Here is a 15666-nt window from a genome sequence, read left to right on the forward strand (position 1 = left end):
GAAGATCTTCTCATAAAAAGAACCCCTTTCAATCGAAAGGGGTTCTTTATTTTTATACCCTAAACTAGGCAAGTTGATTATACAGGAGCTATACAATATCTATCTGGCACATTTATCAGTACAGACAGACACACGCAAGCTTAGGCAAGGCGATATCTTCTTTGCACTGAAAGGACCAAATTTTAATGGAAATACATACGCCAAGCAAGCTTTGGAACAAGGTGCAGCCTATGCTGTAATCGACGATAGCGCTTATGCGGAGAGTGACAAGTACATTGTTGTAGACGATGTACTCACGGCCTTGCAGCGACTGGCTAAGCATCATCGTCAGCAATTTGACATACCCTTCATTGCTATAACCGGCTCTAACGGCAAAACAACTACCAAAGAACTGGTAACCACGGTGCTGAAGCAGAAGTTCGTAACATATGCCACGGAGGGCAATCTCAATAATCATATCGGTGTACCACTCACACTTCTGAAGATCGGCAAGGACGCGCAGATGGCCGTGATAGAGATGGGCGCTAACCACCAAAAGGAAATAGCCAGCTACTGCCAGATAGCTCTGCCTACTCATGGTATCATTACCAACTGTGGGAAAGCGCATATCGAGGGTTTTGGCGGTATTGAGGGCGTGCGTAAAGGCAAGGGCGAACTTTACGACTTTCTGCGCGAGAATGGCGGCTCTATTTTCCGTAATACCGACCTGGACTACCTGAAAGATATGGCTAATGGCATTGCCGACCAGGTAACCTATGGCAGCGCTAATGCCCAGTACATAGGCAAGCCCATAATGGACGATGTATTCCTTAAGGTAGCTGTACTGTCAACAGGAGCAGAGACAACCCTTAACACCCAACTGGTAGGTGACTATAACTTCCCGAACGTAATGGTAGCAACCGCGGTAGGTCTACACTTTGGTATCGGCATCGACAGCATCAAAGAAGCAATCGCCAACTACTCACCCGACAACAGTCGTTCTCAGTGGCTGCAAAAAGGCTCTAATAAGGTCATCCTTGACGCCTATAACGCAAACCCTACCAGCATGCGCGCAGCTATCCAGAATTTTGCTGCTGCACACCTCACAGATAAAATGCTGTGGCTGGGTGGCATGAAAGAGATGGGCCCTGATGAACAAAAAGAGCATAAGGAGCTCGTAGACTTCATCAACCAATACCAATGGAAAAACGTGCTACTGGTAGGTAAGGAATTCAATGGGCTCAATGGCGACTACCAGAGGTTCGATACATCAGCCGAGGCCGCTGAGTTCGTTAAGGCTAATCAACCAAACGATGCCGCCATCCTCATCAAAGGCTCACGGGGAAGTAAGATGGAAGTGTTGCTGGAAGCGCTGCCGGCCTAGTAGAGGGCTGCGTCTATCTTTTTGATCAAATTATTTATTTCAGACTGCGCAACCGGGTTGTGGTGCGACTCTATGGCACTATCTGCAGCGTACATGAGCAGGCACATAGCAATGAAATCCTGGTCGTCTTTACCGGCGTAATGCGTACGCATCTCTATGATCTTATCATCGGCAACCTTCACAGCCTTACGCACCGCCTCTTCTTCATGCGGCTTGATGCGTATCCGGTAACTACGCCCGGCCAGCCATACGTTGATCGAAATGAGTTGGTCTGACATGGCTAGTTGGTTACCGTTTCAGGCTTTTTTGTTTTAGGGGTCGAAATGCGTGTGTGCACAAATCGCTTCTGGAAGAACAGCAGCACCAGTACCCCCGTAGAGATAGCAGCATCGGCAAGGTTGAATACAGGCTCAAAGAACACCAGTTCCCTACCGCCTATCATAGGCATCCATTTAGGCCATGTAGTGTCTATAAGCGGGAAATAAAGCATGTCTACTACCCTGCCGTGGAATAACTTACCATATCCCTGGCCAAATGCCACAAGCTGCGCCCTGTGGAAAGTGCTCTCCGTGAATATCTGGCCGTAGAAGATACTGTCGATCAGGTTGCCGAGCGCACCTGCAAGGATCAACGCACCGCAAACGATAGCGCCGCGGGTATAGCGCCTGTCAACAATACGCTTGAGCAGGTAGAAACCGAACGCCACTGCACAAAGCCTGAATAGCGTAAGTACCAGCTTACCCAGATCGGCATTACCCAGCTTCATACCGAAAGCCATACCCTCATTCTCTATAAAATGCAGCCTGAACCAATGGCCCAGTATGTTCACCTCCTGGCCATAATAGAAATTGGTCTTGATATAGAACTTAAGCAGCTGGTCGGCAACTATTATCAGGAAAACGATCAGTAAGGCGCTACGATATTTCACTTCGTATATTTTTCCGGTACCCGCCAAAGATACATTGTTACGGCTTTGGTAGGTGTGTATAAAATTGGATGGGGCGGCAGTGCCACCCCATCGTTTATCTCTTAATTAGTTCTGGCTTTCTTTGAACTTCTTAACTGCTGCTGTCAGCTTTGGAACCACTTCCAGCGCATCGCCAATGATGCCATAATCTGCGGCTTTGAAGAATGGCGCTTCAGGGTCTTTGTTGATGACAACGATCGTTTTAGAAGAGTTTACACCGGCCAGGTGCTGGATGGCACCAGAGATACCCACAGCGATATACAGGTTAGGACGGATGGTACCACCTGTCTGACCTACGTGCTCGTGGTGAGGACGCCAGTGTGAATCTGCCACAGGACGAGAGCAAGCCAGCGCTGCACCCAGGCTGCCTGCCAGGTCTTCCAGCACACCCCAGTTCTCAGGACCTTTCATACCGCGGCCGCCTGATACTACCAGTTCAGCTTCTGCCAGTGGTACTGCGCCTGTTACTTTGTTCACTTCTTTTACTGTTACGCCGAAGTCTTTGTCATCAAAGCTTACGCTCAGCGCTTCAACAGCAGCAGTGCCTTCGCCTTTCTTTACAGGGAAAGTGTTCGGCATCAGTGTAACCACTTTTACATCACTAGTGATGTTCAGGTAAGCGATGCCTTTACCTGCAAATACGTTCTTCTTGATCACGAAGCCTTTAGAAGTATCAGGGTGTGATACCGCGCCTGCGATAAGACCAGCTTTCAAACGAGCTGCTACGCGGGGAGCTACTGCCCTGCCGGTAACATCGTGAGTAGCGATGATCACTTTTGCGCCTTCTTTTTCAGCGGCAGCGATCAAAGCTTTTGTATAAGCACGTGAGTTGAGGTTGTCCAGGCGAGCATCTGATACGTGCAACACTTTTTGAGCGCCATAAGCACCCAGTTGTTGCAGGGCAGCTTCGCTGGCTGTACCCAGTACTACAGCAGTAACTGAAGTACCCAGGGTTTGAGCGATGCCTGACGCGTATTGTATCGCTTCGAAAGCTTTCTTTTTAAAGCTTCCCTGTGCGTGTTCTGCTAAAACGATAACTGACATAAAATATCTTGAGTTGAAACTTTAAATGATTAAATAACTTTTGCGTCGGTGTGCAGGGCGCTTACCAGTGCATCCATGTCTTCTGCCGTGAACATCTTCACGCCGGTCTTAGCCGGTGGCAGATCGTAAGAAACGATCGTGCTCAGTGGAGCTACGTTAGCTGAAGCAACCACTTTCAAAGGCTTGGTACGGGCAGCCATGATACCGCGCATGTTAGGGATGCGGGCTTCGGCTACACCTTTCTGGCAAGAGATAACCAGCGGCAGCGCGCTGCTATCTACTTCTTCACCACCTTCGATCTCGCGGGTTACTGTAGCAACACCACCAGCTACGTCAACTTTTGTTGCAAAGCCAATGAAGTTCATATCCAGCAGCTCAGCCAGCATTGGGCCTACGGCGCCATTGTTATAGTCGATGGTTTCTTTACCGCAAAGTACCAGGTCGTAGTTCTCGCTCTTGGCGTATGCAGCTATCTCAGAAGCAATCACATAAGGGTCGTTGCTGTCTGCATCGATGCGGATAGCTTCGTCGCCGCCCAGGGCCAGTGCTTTACGTATAACCGGTTCTACGTCGGCCTTGCCTACCGTTACCAGGTTAACAGCTGTAGCCACACCAGCTTCTTTCAGCTCGAGGGCGCGCACCAGCGAATACCATTCATCGTATGGATTGATAATGAAGGTTACGCCTTGTGTATTGAAAACTGTGTTATTATCGCTGAACGCGATCTTTGTAGTAGTGTCAGGTACCTGACTGATACAAACTAATATCTTCATCAGAAGTCAGATTTATTAATATAAAAGGCTCAAGGCCCCGGAAAATCGTTGCAAACCTAAGGCAAAATGCGCCGTTTTCCAATTGGGAACCAACTGGCCGTTGACGGTTTTCGTGTCCACGCTTCGTCGCTTTGGCTTTTCTTATATGTATTGATAACTTTTGTTGCCGTTTTTGTCATGATTTTCGCTTTTCTGTTCTCGCATTTCGGCGGTCGTGGGCTTGAGTGATTGAGCAGCAATTGGTTGCGGTTGAAGGGTTACCATCATATCCATGGCTTTTGTTGCCTTTGTTGCTATTTGGAGTCTCGGAATACAAACAGTAGGGAACAACTTGCTGTTAGTTTGTAACAATGAAGCACCTGAACCATGCAAACATTCCGAGGGTGAGTTTAAAACAGTATTACGCTTCATGTTATAGTGTTGATAAGGGTTTCAGGTCGAAAGTGTTAGTTTTTTTGCGTCGTTTCAGGTGTTTTTGGTTTTGTTACAAATGACCGCAGGCTGGTTTCGTAGAATTGCGCCAGGATTGCGTTTGACCGCCAATTTGTGTCAATTTGTTGCCATACCGGCACCCCCTGTGGCTTTTGCTATCATTTCGGGTTATTGAAGTCGATCTGAAAGAAAAAGTTGCTGCGATGGATCCGATGTTATGTGGATTCCCTCGCGATATACTAAGCTTTTAATGTAGCTGTGGATGCTCGGGATGACAGTGTGTGGATCTACAGTTTTAATTATTACAAATATACAATAATTTACCCATTTTATAAAGACACAAAGTAGCGTCCTTTAAACAATGGCCTTCAGTTCCATGATTCCGCCGGGGCACTATGCAGGAAACCCGGCGGGGAATGAGAAGACAGACCTATAAACTGCCAATAATTTGTAACTTTAAAGAAACCAAGCAGTTTGATGATCGCACGGACAATATGGCTGCCGATCTTTCTTCTTTCTTTTGTCACCGCATCGGCTCAAAAGGTTGAGAAACAACTGGTAATGGTATTACCTGATACCAGCGCCGAGCGCTTGCTAAACGCACAGATGAGCTTCGGATCAGGCAATGAATACTGTTACTATGATCGTGACTCAGAGTTTTTATTGACAAAAGCAGGAAAATATGGTCCTCCTTTGATCTACGAGAGGAGAACATCTAATGTTTATAGGAACGGAACCACCGGAGAAAGATTAGTTCAGCACGCCAATACTTCTGCTGTATATGGCCCATATTTGGGCACTGTTCACCAGAATTTGACTGAAGGCGGGTGCGCGTATGCTGTATCAGTCGGCGATAGCTTTCGCTATTATATTAACGGCATCAATATAGCCACAGTACACAAGTCGGATTATCTTGAACGCACTCTTGGAGCTACACGTTGGTGCACTTTTAGTGAAAATGGAATCGCGCTGTATACTGTAAAGAAAGGCAAGTGGAATTACCTGCATATAGACGGTAAGCTAATTGATAGCTCACATCATTATTATGGCATGTTGGATATTGATGACATGGGTAATTATGTTTATGGTCTTGGTTATTTTGTTGGCGAACGATCTCATTTTAATGCCCTTCGCCATGAACCTCATAAAATACTGTGCCCTTCGAATCCATGGGGCCTCAACTATTTTCGATACGACGACCAGGACACCGTAGGCTATTATGGCAATTTTAAGCATAAAAATTTATTAAGCTTGCCCGTCTTCGACAAACCAACTGAGGGCAATACGGTAGCGGTATTAATAAAAGGCAACACCGTTTTTGGATACCGGCTTAGCCCGAGGCAGGCGCGTGCGTGGCCGCAATCCCGGGCATTGCCTCCTACAAGAATATGTTTTAATGGTGTGGGAAAAGACATGCCCTACGAAGAAATAAGCCTGCCGACCATTGATTCATCCGGGCAGTACGCTTTCTTCGGGCTGCGAGACTACTACCTCTACAAAAACATAAATGGAAAGGAGATCGTAACGCCGTTGTCAAAACACGGTGTACGTGCCAAACCTATAAACATCGACATCAACGGGAACACGTTTTGCTATTACGAGACAGATGATTCGGTATATGTTTATGAGAATGACAGGTTACTTGGCCGCTGTCATGTTTCACGGTTTGCATTTATGGAAAACAGCCAGGTCTGGATAAGTGAAAGAAACAGAGCATACCTTCCCATTCTTTCGATAGACAGCGTGTCGTATGTCGTCTATAATAACACACTCTCACCACCGCTAGCCAGGATTGAGAACTGGAACGGGAACGTAATTCATGCAAAAGTTAATGACCATGGCTATTGGATATTGCAGCAAACCGGTGAAGAGAAATATGAGCTTACGATAAACCATCGAAAAAGAGCCTGGCCAAGAAGCATACCCTTTGAAGGTCCGCTACGCTACAAGCTCTCCCCAAATTTTCAACTTGGTGCCGATCAATTCATTCTTTACGCAAGGGATGGAAGTAATATTTATCGTTATAAACTGAGTTTATGATACGACTAGTTCTCCTGGTTATATTTTGCATTGCAGCTACCGCTAACGCGCGGGGTCAAAAAATGGCTGAAGACTACTACTACGAGACGATACACGTTTCCGATACATCTATATCCGATTCCATAGTACTGACAAATTTTAGCTACCTGGTCGAACACTTTCCCAGGAGCAGATTTTGTACGGACGCATACTACTTCCTCGGTCAAGTGCATGAAAAAAAAGGCGATGACCGGTTGGCAATCAGCGCGTACAGACGTTCGATCTTGGGCCAGGATGAACAATTGCCACCCAGAGACACGGTGCTTAGTGACTTTGGCACTGCAGTTCATTCATTAAAGCAGTTAATTGACCTTTACGAAAAAACCGGCAACTATGATTCTGCACTATACTTTCTCTACGCTGAAGATACTGCGCTGAGTATATTTCACGGCTGTGGAACTGGAGAGGATTTAGCCCGGGAAGGCTCTGCGATCAGACGCGCAAACCTGCATTTGAAATTAAACCAGGTCCGCGATGCCGAAAGACTATTACTAACATATGTACCGTTTACAAAGCGCGGTTATGAAGGTGAGTATGGAGCCTCTGCATCGGAAAGGCTTAGCGAAATTTTTAGCAAATACGACAATGCTAATACGCTGAATCAACAAATCGAAAAGGCTATCGAAAACTATTCTCTCGATACTGTATATGATCGAACAGATACAAGACAAGACACAATGGTATATTGTTTCTTCAATTTCCTTGGAGTAAAGATCGGTTATTTCTACCGGGGCTTACCGGGCCCATATGAAGACGAGGTCTACAAATACAGTTTAGAACTTCCCTCGGTCTCAGAAAAAGAGCGAATAGTCGCTGTCCTGAAAAAATCGGAACTCTATCGTATGGTCCGGCAACTATAAGCTATTGTCTGATCAATACCTCAAATAAGCCTCAAACCACTCAGCAGATAATTTCATCACTTCCTCCATTGTACCGGGTTCTTCAAATAGATGCGTTGCACCTTCCACTATTTCCAGCTTTTTACGGGTGAGCTTTTCATATGCCTGCCGGTTCAGTTCCAGAACATCGGTGTCAAGGCTGCCAACAATAAGCAGCACAGGTGCGTTAACGCGGTCTAATACCGGCATTGCCAGGTCGGGCCTGCCCCCGCGGGACACGACAGCTTTGATACCGGGCAAGCGCGCTGCCGCGATCAGTGCTGCGGCAGCTCCGGTACTCGCACCGAAATAGCCTATAGTTTTCCCTGCAGTGCTTTCGTTGTCTCCCAACCAGTTTGTAACGCCTACCAGTCTATCAGCGAGCAGTGGTATATCGAAACGATTGGCATAATCCCTGTCTTCTTCTTCCGTCAAGAGATCGAACAACAGCGTACCGAAACCCACGCCTTGCAGAAAACGCGCCACTGCAATATTTCTGGAGCTTAAACGGCTGCTGCCACTGCCGTGTGCAAACACAATGATGCTGTCGAAGTTTTGCGGCAGGTCGAGGTTGCCTTTCAGGTTGACGTTGCTTAAGGGTATCTCTATTTCGTTACTCATATCAGGCTGCTTGATCGTTCGACAATTTTGATAAATAATCAACTACTTCTTCATCTGTAGTTTGCGAAAAATCCAGGTAAAACCCACCAACACCAAAAAACCGGTCAGGCACCAGCGGACAGATGATCTCATCTACCATTGGTGCCAGAAGCTCCAGTGAGCCCCTTGCAGCAACAGGCACAGCGATCACGATCTTCGCGGGGTTATTTTTTTTGATGAAGTTGATTCCACTCAATAACGTTCGCCCCGTAGCGATGCCATCATCCACGATGATCACTATTCGTCCCGTTAGGTTTTCCGGCTGTCGGTTACCCCTGAATTTTTGATACATCTCTTTCAGCCGTTCACGAATTTCCCTGGTTGCTTCTTCAATGTAAGATGGGTCAACATATTCATCGCGTGCAACCACAACATCCGACAGGCTTACTGCACCAATTGCATATTCCGGCTGGGTAGGATGCCCGAGTTTTTTGATCAGCAATAGGTCTACAGGAAAACCCAATTGCCTGGCGATGGGATACGCCACCGGCACACCGCCCCGCGGTATGGTCAGGATAACAGCGTCTTGGTTCCGGTATTTTTCCAGCTGCTCTGCAAGTACAAATCCCGCCTCGATTCTGTCCTCGTACATAAGATGGTTGTTTGTTCTACTATAAATTGAACGGGTAGGTTGCCGGTAATTTGTGCCGGTCTGGATGAAGGTGGAGCGGATGAAGCGCCATGGTTTTGTCGAGATACATAAATGCATCGTAGCGCCGGGAAAGCACAGACGGAACATAATTGCCAGATCGTTCCATTGCCGGATTGTAGACGACCCCGATTGCACGGTGATTTATTTCTGTTTGGTAGCTATGGTTTTTTTCTTCGCTGAATAACAGGTAGTGATCACCCTCCTCCTTTCGGTGCAGGTCTGCTTCAATGCTTCCGGCTTTAGCGTCTGGCATTTGCATGATTTTCATCGGTGCTCCCCATTCGTTTCCTGCTATTACAGTTCCACCATAGGATGCAAAACCGACGAGGTAAACGTCTTCTTCACCATATTCTTCCCTCGCCAGCTGGCCAATATTCACCATGCCTGCCCGACTCATGTCCGTGGCCCGGGCATCGCCTATATGTGTGTTATGCTCCCAAACGATGGCTTTCGCATTTTTACCATGAAACTTCATCAACCGGTCAAGGGTTTCCATCATATGCCTGTCCCTGATGTTCCAGCTTTCGTTGTCAAAGCTCATCATGCTTCGGTAATATCGTTCGGCATTGACAGCGATCAGTGCGTTTTGCTCTGCATTAAACCCGGCCTCCCTGTCGCCATCCAGGAACTGAGCTTTCGTTCTTATCTCTTTTAGCATGGCCAGTAACTCTTTGCTGCAGCCGAGGTTGTTCAGCGTAAAACGGGCGTATGATTGCTCGCTTTCATTGAAGGGCTCGAAACAATTGATAGCTTTTTTGACCGCACGGGCTGCTATAGGATCTTCCTTTTCCAGGTAGTTCATCATGACGGTCATCGACTCCCATAAGCTATACACATCCAAACCGTAGAAACCAACCATCTTATCCATAGTAAACGAACGGTTGTGCTGCCTCAACCAATCGGCCAAAGCGGCGATCTCCCAATTGCCCCACATCCACGTAGGCCACCGGTCAAAAGTTTTTAAGACCTCTTCAATATCGTGCGGCGTATCGCCATAAGATTTTACGTGCCGGTTGATCTTATAGCAATCGGGCCAATCGCCTTCTACTGCAATGAAGTTGAATCCTTTTTCTTTTATCAGCCTTTGAGAAATGGCTGTCCTCCACGCATAATATTCATGAGTACCATGAGAGGCCTCGCCAAGCATCACTATACGCCTGTCGCCCATATCTTCGAGCAACGAGGTTAGATCGTTGGATGTACGAAGAGCGTGCATACCTTGTTTTTATCCGGTACACACAATTAACAAGCCATCAGAGAGAGTAATGCCGGTTCAGGATATTACTCAGCATTTGTTCGCCTCGTCATCTGCCTGATGATGTCCTCATGCTGCGGAAATTCTTTTTGCAGTGCTTCTTTATCTGCCAATTCAAAATCGGCAAAATCAAATCCAGGTGCTACTGTACAGCCACATAGGGTAAAGCCACCGGGCTCTTCGCACCTGCTGCCAAACCAACTGCCAGCTTTGATGATTACTACCGGTTGCTGGCCGTTTTCTATGTCTTTGCCGAGTAAGTGTTTTTCTAATGTGCCGTCTGTAGTTATCTCATAAACGCAAAGTGGAGATCCATCGTAAAAATGCCAGATCTCGTCGGAGGCAATTTTGTGAAAAGCGGAGAAGTCACCATGCTGTAGCAGGAAGTAAATACTGGTCATCGCACTCCTGTCGCCGTGGTGGTGTGCTGTCAACGCCAATTGTGAAAGCACCAGCTCTGAGCGGTAGATCTCTTTGAAGGAGCCGCCTTCTATGTGGGATTCAAGGTTTAATTTGTCGATCCAGTATTGTGCTGTGTTCATTTTATGGATGCTTCTCGTTCAAGCTATGAAATTACGCAATGTGACTAACCCCTCGTTACCTCCTTCTTTTCTTTGGCTTGAACCAAAGAAAAGAAGCAAAAAGAAAGTTCAAGGCTTAGCGACTCAAGCTAAAAAATTTCTGCACTCCGCTGCATTGAAATAGCTTACTATCACTTGTTTGGGTAAGTGCCGGGCAATGTTGATCTGGTCTTTCAATCGCTACTGTACCTTTCAATGCGGCCGCTCCGTTCCGACATTTTTCTTAACGCTTTCGTCGCTTAGGCCGGTTTAGGAGAGAAAAAGATATAACAGAAACGCCCCGACAAGCGGGGCGTTCAATATTGAGTGTGGACTAACTGTTTTATTTTCCTACGTTGATCGCGTCGTTCAGGTCGTTGTCAACCAGGATACGGCCGCAATGTTCGCACACGATGATCTTTTTGTGCTGGCGGATCTCAGACTGGCGCTGAGGAGGGATCACGTTGAAGCAACCGCCGCAAGAATCGCGCAGGATGGGCACTACTGCCAGTCCGTTGCGGTAGCTGCTGCGGATACGCTCGTAAGCAGACAGCAGGCGTGGATCAACTTTCTCTTTCGCTTCGTCGCTTTTCGCGCTCAGTGCTTTCTCTTCTTTCTCGGTTTCGCCGATGATCTTTTCCAGTTCAGCTTTCTTTGCTTTCAGCGCATCTTCCAGGTCAGTGATCTTGTCCTGTGTGCGGTTGCGCTGTACTTCACGCTCTTTCTGCTCGATAGCCGCATCTTTGATGTGCTTGTCGTTCAGCTTCACCTCCAGTTCCTGGAGCTCCATTTCTTTATTAATAGCTTCGAACTCGCGGTTGTTCTTTACGTTGTCCTGCTGTTTTTCGTATTTCTTGATCAGCGCCTGCGCCTCTTTCTTGGCGTTGCTTTTCTGCTCAACAAAGTTATTGATGCTATTGATCTCAGCATCAATGTTCTGGATACGGGTTTGCAGGCCTTCGATCTCATCTTCGAGGTCTTTTACTTCCATAGGCAGTTCACCTTTCAACGTCTTGATCTCGTCGATCTTAGAGTCGATCTTTTGCAGGGTAAGAACCGCGGTCAGTTTTTCCTCAACTGAAAAGTCTTTAACAGTAGCCATCAGCAAAAATATTTTACAGGATTCGTTTTGTAATTCGATAAAAGAACAGCAAAATTAGGAAATTTTTCCTTAAGTAGCTCCTCAAATATTTCTACGGTAAACTGCTCGCTCTCAAAATGGCCTATGTCGGCTATCACTATCCGGCCGTCGGCATCAAAGAATTGGTGGTATTTAAAATCCCCTGTTATGAAGACATCCGCCCCCGCCCCGATGGCCTCTTTCAGTAAAAAGCTGCCCGAACCGCCACACAGGGCTACTTTTTCTATCTGTTTGTTTAGCAATGCAGTATGACGGATACAATCGGTCTTCATGCGCTCTTTTACATAGGCCAGGAAGGCGTTACCTTCCATCGGGTTGGCTAGGGTGCCTACCATGCCTGCCCCCAGCTCCCGGTTGGCGTTTTGCAAGGCTACAAACTCATAGGCCACCTCCTCGTAGGGATGCGCCGCCCTGAGTGCCCGTAATATTCCCGACTGTATATGGGTGGGAACCAACACCTCCAGTTTCACCTCATCCACCACCTCCCGGGGGCCGCCGGTGACACCGATGACAGGGTTGGCGGCCGAACCGGGCCTGAAAGTGCCTGTGCCAGGGGTATTGAAACTGCACTCGCCGTATTGGCCAATATTGCCCGCGCCGGCGGCAAACAGGGCATCCCGCACCTGGTCGGCATCTTTTACAGGAACATAAGTATATAGCTTGCTCAGGGTCTCCATTTTAGGTTGCAGGATGGCAGTATTCTGCAGTCCCAGCTTTTGGGCGATACGGGCGTTCACGCCGTTGCGCACGTTATCCAGGTTGGTATGCGCGGCATATATATTAATATCGTTCTTTATAGCTTTCTGCACGATTCGCTCGATATAATTGCGACCCGACAGGCGTTTAAGGCCTGAAAAGATGAGCGGGTGGTGCGCCACGATCATATTACAGCCCCGCTGCATAGCTTCGTCCAGTATCTGCTCAGTCACATCAAGGGAAAGGAGGATGCCTTTTGCCTCGTCGCTGGGGTTGCCTACTTGCAGCCCGCTGTTGTCGTAACTCTCCTGGTAGGCCAGCGGGGCATAGGCTTCTATCACCTGCATTATATCTTTTACCTGCATACTATCCGGTTATTGAAGCGGAAAATTAGTGCTTTCGGGCAGGATACTCAACAATAACAAAACGCTGTCATTTTTCTGTTGCGGGTTCATGCTATCTTTGCGCCATGCAAATTCTGGACGGAACAGCAGTAGCTGCCCATATCAAAGCAAGTTTGAAACAGGAAGTAGCCGATCTGAAAGCCAAAGGCGGCAAAACCCCGCACCTGGCCGCCATTTTGGTTGGTAACGACCCTGCCAGCGAAGCCTATGTCGGATCAAAAGTGAAGACCTGCGAGGAACTGGGTTTCGACTCTACCCTGCTCAGGTTTGACGCCAACATTACGGAGAAATTCCTGCTGGACCAGGTAAACAAACTGAACGACGACAACAAAGTAGATGGCATACTGGTGCAACTGCCCCTGCCCAAACACATCTCTCCCGACCTGGTGATCAACAACATCAACCCGGGTAAAGACGTGGATGGTTTCCACCCTATATCGCAGGGTAAGATGCTACTGGGACAACCAACGTTTTTGCCTGCTACTCCATACGGCATCCTGCTGATGCTGGAGCATTACAATATTGCCACCGCAGGTAAACACTGCGTGGTGATAGGCCGCAGCAACATAGTAGGTACGCCTATGACGGTACTGATGAGCCGCAATGCCAACCCCGGCAATTGCACGGTGACCATGTGCCACTCTAAAACAAAGAACCTGAAAGAAATGGTGCTTCAGGCCGATATCATCGTAGCCGCTATTGGCCGTCCACGTTTTGTGACTGCTGATATGGTGAAAGAAGGTGCTATTGTAATTGACGTAGGCATCAACCGCGTAGAAGACAGCACGCGCAAAAGCGGTTCACGTTTGGTAGGTGACGTAGACTTTGACAACGTAGCACCTAAGTCCAGCTATATTACACCGGTACCTAAGGGCGTTGGCCCGATGACCATTTGCGGGCTGATGAAAAACACCCTGCTCGCCGCCAGGCAACCAAAGACCATTTACAACTAAGATTGGAAGCAATACAGCAACATACCATTGCTTACCCGGTAATGGAGCATTTTTACACCCTGCAGGGTGAAGGCTTCTACCAGGGGCAGGCAGCTTACTTCATCCGCCTCGGCGGGTGCGACGTGGGCTGCGTATGGTGCGACGTTAAAGATAGCTGGGATGCCAGCCGCCACCCGCAGATGCCGGTGAGCGAGATCGTTGCTGCAGCTGCAACTCACCCGGGCCGCATAGCAGTAGTTACCGGCGGAGAACCGTTGATGCACGACCTTACAGCTTTGAGCGACGCACTGCATAAAGCAGGTTTTCGTGTACATATAGAAACATCAGGCTCTAGCCCAATGAGTGGCAGCCTGGATTGGGTCACGCTATCGCCGAAGAAGTTTAAGGCGCCGCTTGAGGAAAACCTACGGCACGCAAGTGAGCTGAAGATCGTCGTGTTCAACAAGTCGGACTTTAAATGGGCGGAAGAATACGCGCAGCACATGTCACCGGAATGCAAACTATACCTGCAACCAGAGTGGAGCAAGCGCGACCAGATGACACCGCTGATCATTGATTATATACAACAACACCCGCAGTGGCAGCTCTCGCTGCAAACACATAAATACATCAACATTCCTTAGCACAAATGACCACGTTAGAAGCTATCATACTCGGAATAGTAGAAGGGATAACTGAATACCTACCTGTATCCTCAACAGGGCACATGATCCTGGCCAGCCATTTTATGGGTATTGCCACCGATCCGTTCACTAAGATGTTTGAAGTGTGCATACAGCTGGGCGCGATACTATCCGTAGTGGTGCTTTACTGGAGAAAGTTCGTTGACTTTAAATCGTGGCAGTTTTATTTGAAACTGTTTGTGGCGGTGATACCTGCGCTGGTGTTGGGTTTCCTATTTAATGATGCCATTGAAGACTTATTAGAACGCCCTGAAACGGTTGCAATAACCCTAGTTTTAGGTGGTATTGTGCTGTTGTTTATTGACAAAGCATTTAAGAATCCGCAGATACATACTGAAGAGCAAGTAACGCTAAAGAACAGCCTGTGGATAGGGCTCTGGCAATGTATCTCTATGATACCGGGAGTAAGCCGTAGTGCAGCCACCATTATAGGCGGGATGCAGCAAAAGCTGACACGTGGCATTGCCGCTGAATTCTCTTTCTTCCTGGCCGTGCCTACTATGGCGGCAGCCACAGGTTATACACTTATCCTGAAAGACTGGAAAGTAGATGGCAGCGAAATAAAAGGTTACGAGATGCTCACACAATCGCCTGAGAACTTAAAGGTCTTTGGCATTGGCGCGCTCGTGTCTTTCGTAGTAGCGATGATCGCTATCAAAAGCTTTATCGCTTTCCTGCAAAAGAATGGCTTTAAAGTGTTCGGCATCTACCGTATCATCGCCGGTATCATTATGCTGCTGGTACTTGGCTGGAACTGGAAAGGCTAAGCTTCTTCAGGCTTCCAGTGCTCGAACAGTAAGTTCAGGTATTTGTTTTCTTCGTTGGTGATGACGCTGTCCGCTTTCGTCAACTCGATGGCAAATTGTATCAGGTTATAACGTTCTTCCTCCGTAGCATCATCGTAGAAATCATCCATCATCTTCAGGAAGTGGCGTTCCCATTCATCAGGGCGCAGGCTGCTGATTATTTCCATTTCACGATCAAGATTAACCCGGAAAGGAAATTCTTCAACAATATACTCGCGTATCACCTCGTCTTCAGCCGCACTTACACGAAAGTCGACAGCTGAGAGGATCATCAGCAAGTGATAGCCTGCTATGGTTTTATTGGTGCGGTTATTCGGCAT

At 47.7% G+C, this 15666-nt stretch carries 18 protein-coding genes; 6 read left to right on the plus strand and 12 right to left on the minus strand.

Going from position 1 to position 15666, the window contains the following annotated elements:
* The first annotated feature begins 73 nt into the window (after nucleotides 1–73).
* Nucleotides 74–1363: a UDP-N-acetylmuramoyl-tripeptide--D-alanyl-D-alanine ligase gene (locus P2W83_RS04070; RefSeq protein ID WP_276132413.1), complete on the plus strand. Its 1290-nt coding sequence runs from the start codon at nucleotides 74–76 to the stop codon at nucleotides 1361–1363.
* On the opposite strand, the gene P2W83_RS04075 is transcribed toward P2W83_RS04070, so the two are convergent.
* The 5 genes from P2W83_RS04075 to P2W83_RS04095 all read right to left on the minus strand — a co-directional run bounded on the left by P2W83_RS04075 (nucleotide 1360) and on the right by P2W83_RS04095 (nucleotide 4558).
* The gene (locus P2W83_RS04075; protein WP_276132414.1) at nucleotides 1360–1641 is read right to left on the minus strand and encodes a cell division protein ZapA; all 282 of its coding nucleotides are present in this window, start codon (nucleotides 1639–1641) and stop codon (nucleotides 1360–1362) included. The two genes, P2W83_RS04070 and P2W83_RS04075, sit on opposite strands and share 4 nt — an antisense overlap.
* 2 nt (nucleotides 1642–1643) lie before the next feature.
* Nucleotides 1644–2291 (minus strand): lipoprotein signal peptidase, encoded by a 648-nt coding sequence (locus P2W83_RS04080; RefSeq protein WP_276132415.1) that lies wholly within the window; start codon nucleotides 2289–2291, stop codon nucleotides 1644–1646.
* A gap of 105 nt (nucleotides 2292–2396) precedes the next feature.
* On the minus strand, nucleotides 2397–3374 hold the full coding sequence (locus P2W83_RS04085; RefSeq protein WP_276132416.1) for an electron transfer flavoprotein subunit alpha/FixB family protein: 978 nt from the start codon (nucleotides 3372–3374) through the stop codon (nucleotides 2397–2399).
* Nucleotides 3375–3403: 29 nt separating this feature from the next.
* Nucleotides 3404–4147, minus strand: coding sequence for an electron transfer flavoprotein subunit beta/FixA family protein (locus tag P2W83_RS04090; protein WP_276132417.1), 744 nt, complete (start codon nucleotides 4145–4147; stop codon nucleotides 3404–3406).
* A gap of 141 nt (nucleotides 4148–4288) precedes the next feature.
* Complete coding sequence (locus P2W83_RS04095) at nucleotides 4289–4558, minus strand: hypothetical protein (protein WP_276132418.1); 270 nt, start codon at nucleotides 4556–4558, stop codon at nucleotides 4289–4291.
* A gap of 498 nt (nucleotides 4559–5056) precedes the next feature.
* Here P2W83_RS04095 and P2W83_RS04100 point away from each other — a divergent pair, with 498 nt between their 5' ends.
* Entirely contained in the window at nucleotides 5057–6619 is a 1563-nt protein-coding gene (locus P2W83_RS04100) for a hypothetical protein (protein WP_276132419.1), read from the plus strand.
* 62 nt (nucleotides 6620–6681) lie between these two features.
* Nucleotides 6682–7518 (plus strand): tetratricopeptide repeat protein, encoded by an 837-nt coding sequence (locus tag P2W83_RS04105; protein ID WP_276132420.1) that lies wholly within the window; start codon nucleotides 6682–6684, stop codon nucleotides 7516–7518.
* Between the two features lie 12 nt (nucleotides 7519–7530).
* Here P2W83_RS04105 and P2W83_RS04110 read toward each other — a convergent pair whose 3' ends face one another.
* The 6 genes from P2W83_RS04110 to P2W83_RS04135 all read right to left on the minus strand — a co-directional run bounded on the left by P2W83_RS04110 (nucleotide 7531) and on the right by P2W83_RS04135 (nucleotide 12865).
* The gene (locus tag P2W83_RS04110) at nucleotides 7531–8157 is read right to left on the minus strand and encodes a dienelactone hydrolase family protein (protein ID WP_276132421.1); all 627 of its coding nucleotides are present in this window, start codon (nucleotides 8155–8157) and stop codon (nucleotides 7531–7533) included.
* A 1-nt stretch (nucleotide 8158) separates the two neighbouring features.
* Nucleotides 8159–8788, minus strand: coding sequence for a phosphoribosyltransferase (locus P2W83_RS04115; RefSeq protein WP_276132422.1), 630 nt, complete (start codon nucleotides 8786–8788; stop codon nucleotides 8159–8161).
* 19 nt (nucleotides 8789–8807) lie between these two features.
* On the minus strand, nucleotides 8808–10064 hold the full coding sequence (locus tag P2W83_RS04120) for an erythromycin esterase family protein (RefSeq protein ID WP_276132423.1): 1257 nt from the start codon (nucleotides 10062–10064) through the stop codon (nucleotides 8808–8810).
* A gap of 65 nt (nucleotides 10065–10129) precedes the next feature.
* Nucleotides 10130–10645, minus strand: a complete 516-nt coding sequence (locus P2W83_RS04125; RefSeq protein ID WP_276132424.1) for a cupin domain-containing protein — start codon at nucleotides 10643–10645, stop codon at nucleotides 10130–10132.
* A gap of 361 nt (nucleotides 10646–11006) precedes the next feature.
* Nucleotides 11007–11765, minus strand: coding sequence for a zinc ribbon domain-containing protein (locus P2W83_RS04130; RefSeq protein WP_276132425.1), 759 nt, complete (start codon nucleotides 11763–11765; stop codon nucleotides 11007–11009).
* Nucleotides 11765–12865: a Nif3-like dinuclear metal center hexameric protein gene (locus P2W83_RS04135; RefSeq protein ID WP_276132426.1), complete on the minus strand. Its 1101-nt coding sequence runs from the start codon at nucleotides 12863–12865 to the stop codon at nucleotides 11765–11767. Before P2W83_RS04135 ends, P2W83_RS04130 begins: the two co-directional genes overlap by 1 nt.
* A gap of 104 nt (nucleotides 12866–12969) precedes the next feature.
* Here P2W83_RS04135 and P2W83_RS04140 point away from each other — a divergent pair, with 104 nt between their 5' ends.
* Genes P2W83_RS04140 through P2W83_RS04150 form a run of 3 tightly spaced genes read left to right on the plus strand, consistent with a single transcriptional unit; the run spans nucleotide 12970 to nucleotide 15307 of the window.
* Nucleotides 12970–13857 (plus strand): bifunctional 5,10-methylenetetrahydrofolate dehydrogenase/5,10-methenyltetrahydrofolate cyclohydrolase, encoded by an 888-nt coding sequence (locus tag P2W83_RS04140; protein WP_276132427.1) that lies wholly within the window; start codon nucleotides 12970–12972, stop codon nucleotides 13855–13857.
* A gap of 2 nt (nucleotides 13858–13859) precedes the next feature.
* Nucleotides 13860–14480: a 7-carboxy-7-deazaguanine synthase QueE gene (locus P2W83_RS04145; protein ID WP_276132428.1), complete on the plus strand. Its 621-nt coding sequence runs from the start codon at nucleotides 13860–13862 to the stop codon at nucleotides 14478–14480.
* A 5-nt stretch (nucleotides 14481–14485) separates the two neighbouring features.
* On the plus strand, nucleotides 14486–15307 hold the full coding sequence (locus P2W83_RS04150; protein ID WP_276132429.1) for an undecaprenyl-diphosphate phosphatase: 822 nt from the start codon (nucleotides 14486–14488) through the stop codon (nucleotides 15305–15307).
* Here P2W83_RS04150 and P2W83_RS04155 read toward each other — a convergent pair.
* A complete protein-coding gene (locus P2W83_RS04155) occupies nucleotides 15304–15666 on the minus strand; it encodes a tellurite resistance TerB family protein (RefSeq protein ID WP_276132430.1) in 363 nt (120 codons plus the stop codon). The genes P2W83_RS04150 and P2W83_RS04155 overlap by 4 nt on opposite strands.

The sequence above is a fragment of the Polluticoccus soli genome (assembly GCF_029269745.1).
In the GTDB taxonomy this organism is placed as follows: Bacteria; Bacteroidota; Bacteroidia; order Chitinophagales; family Chitinophagaceae; genus Polluticoccus; species Polluticoccus soli.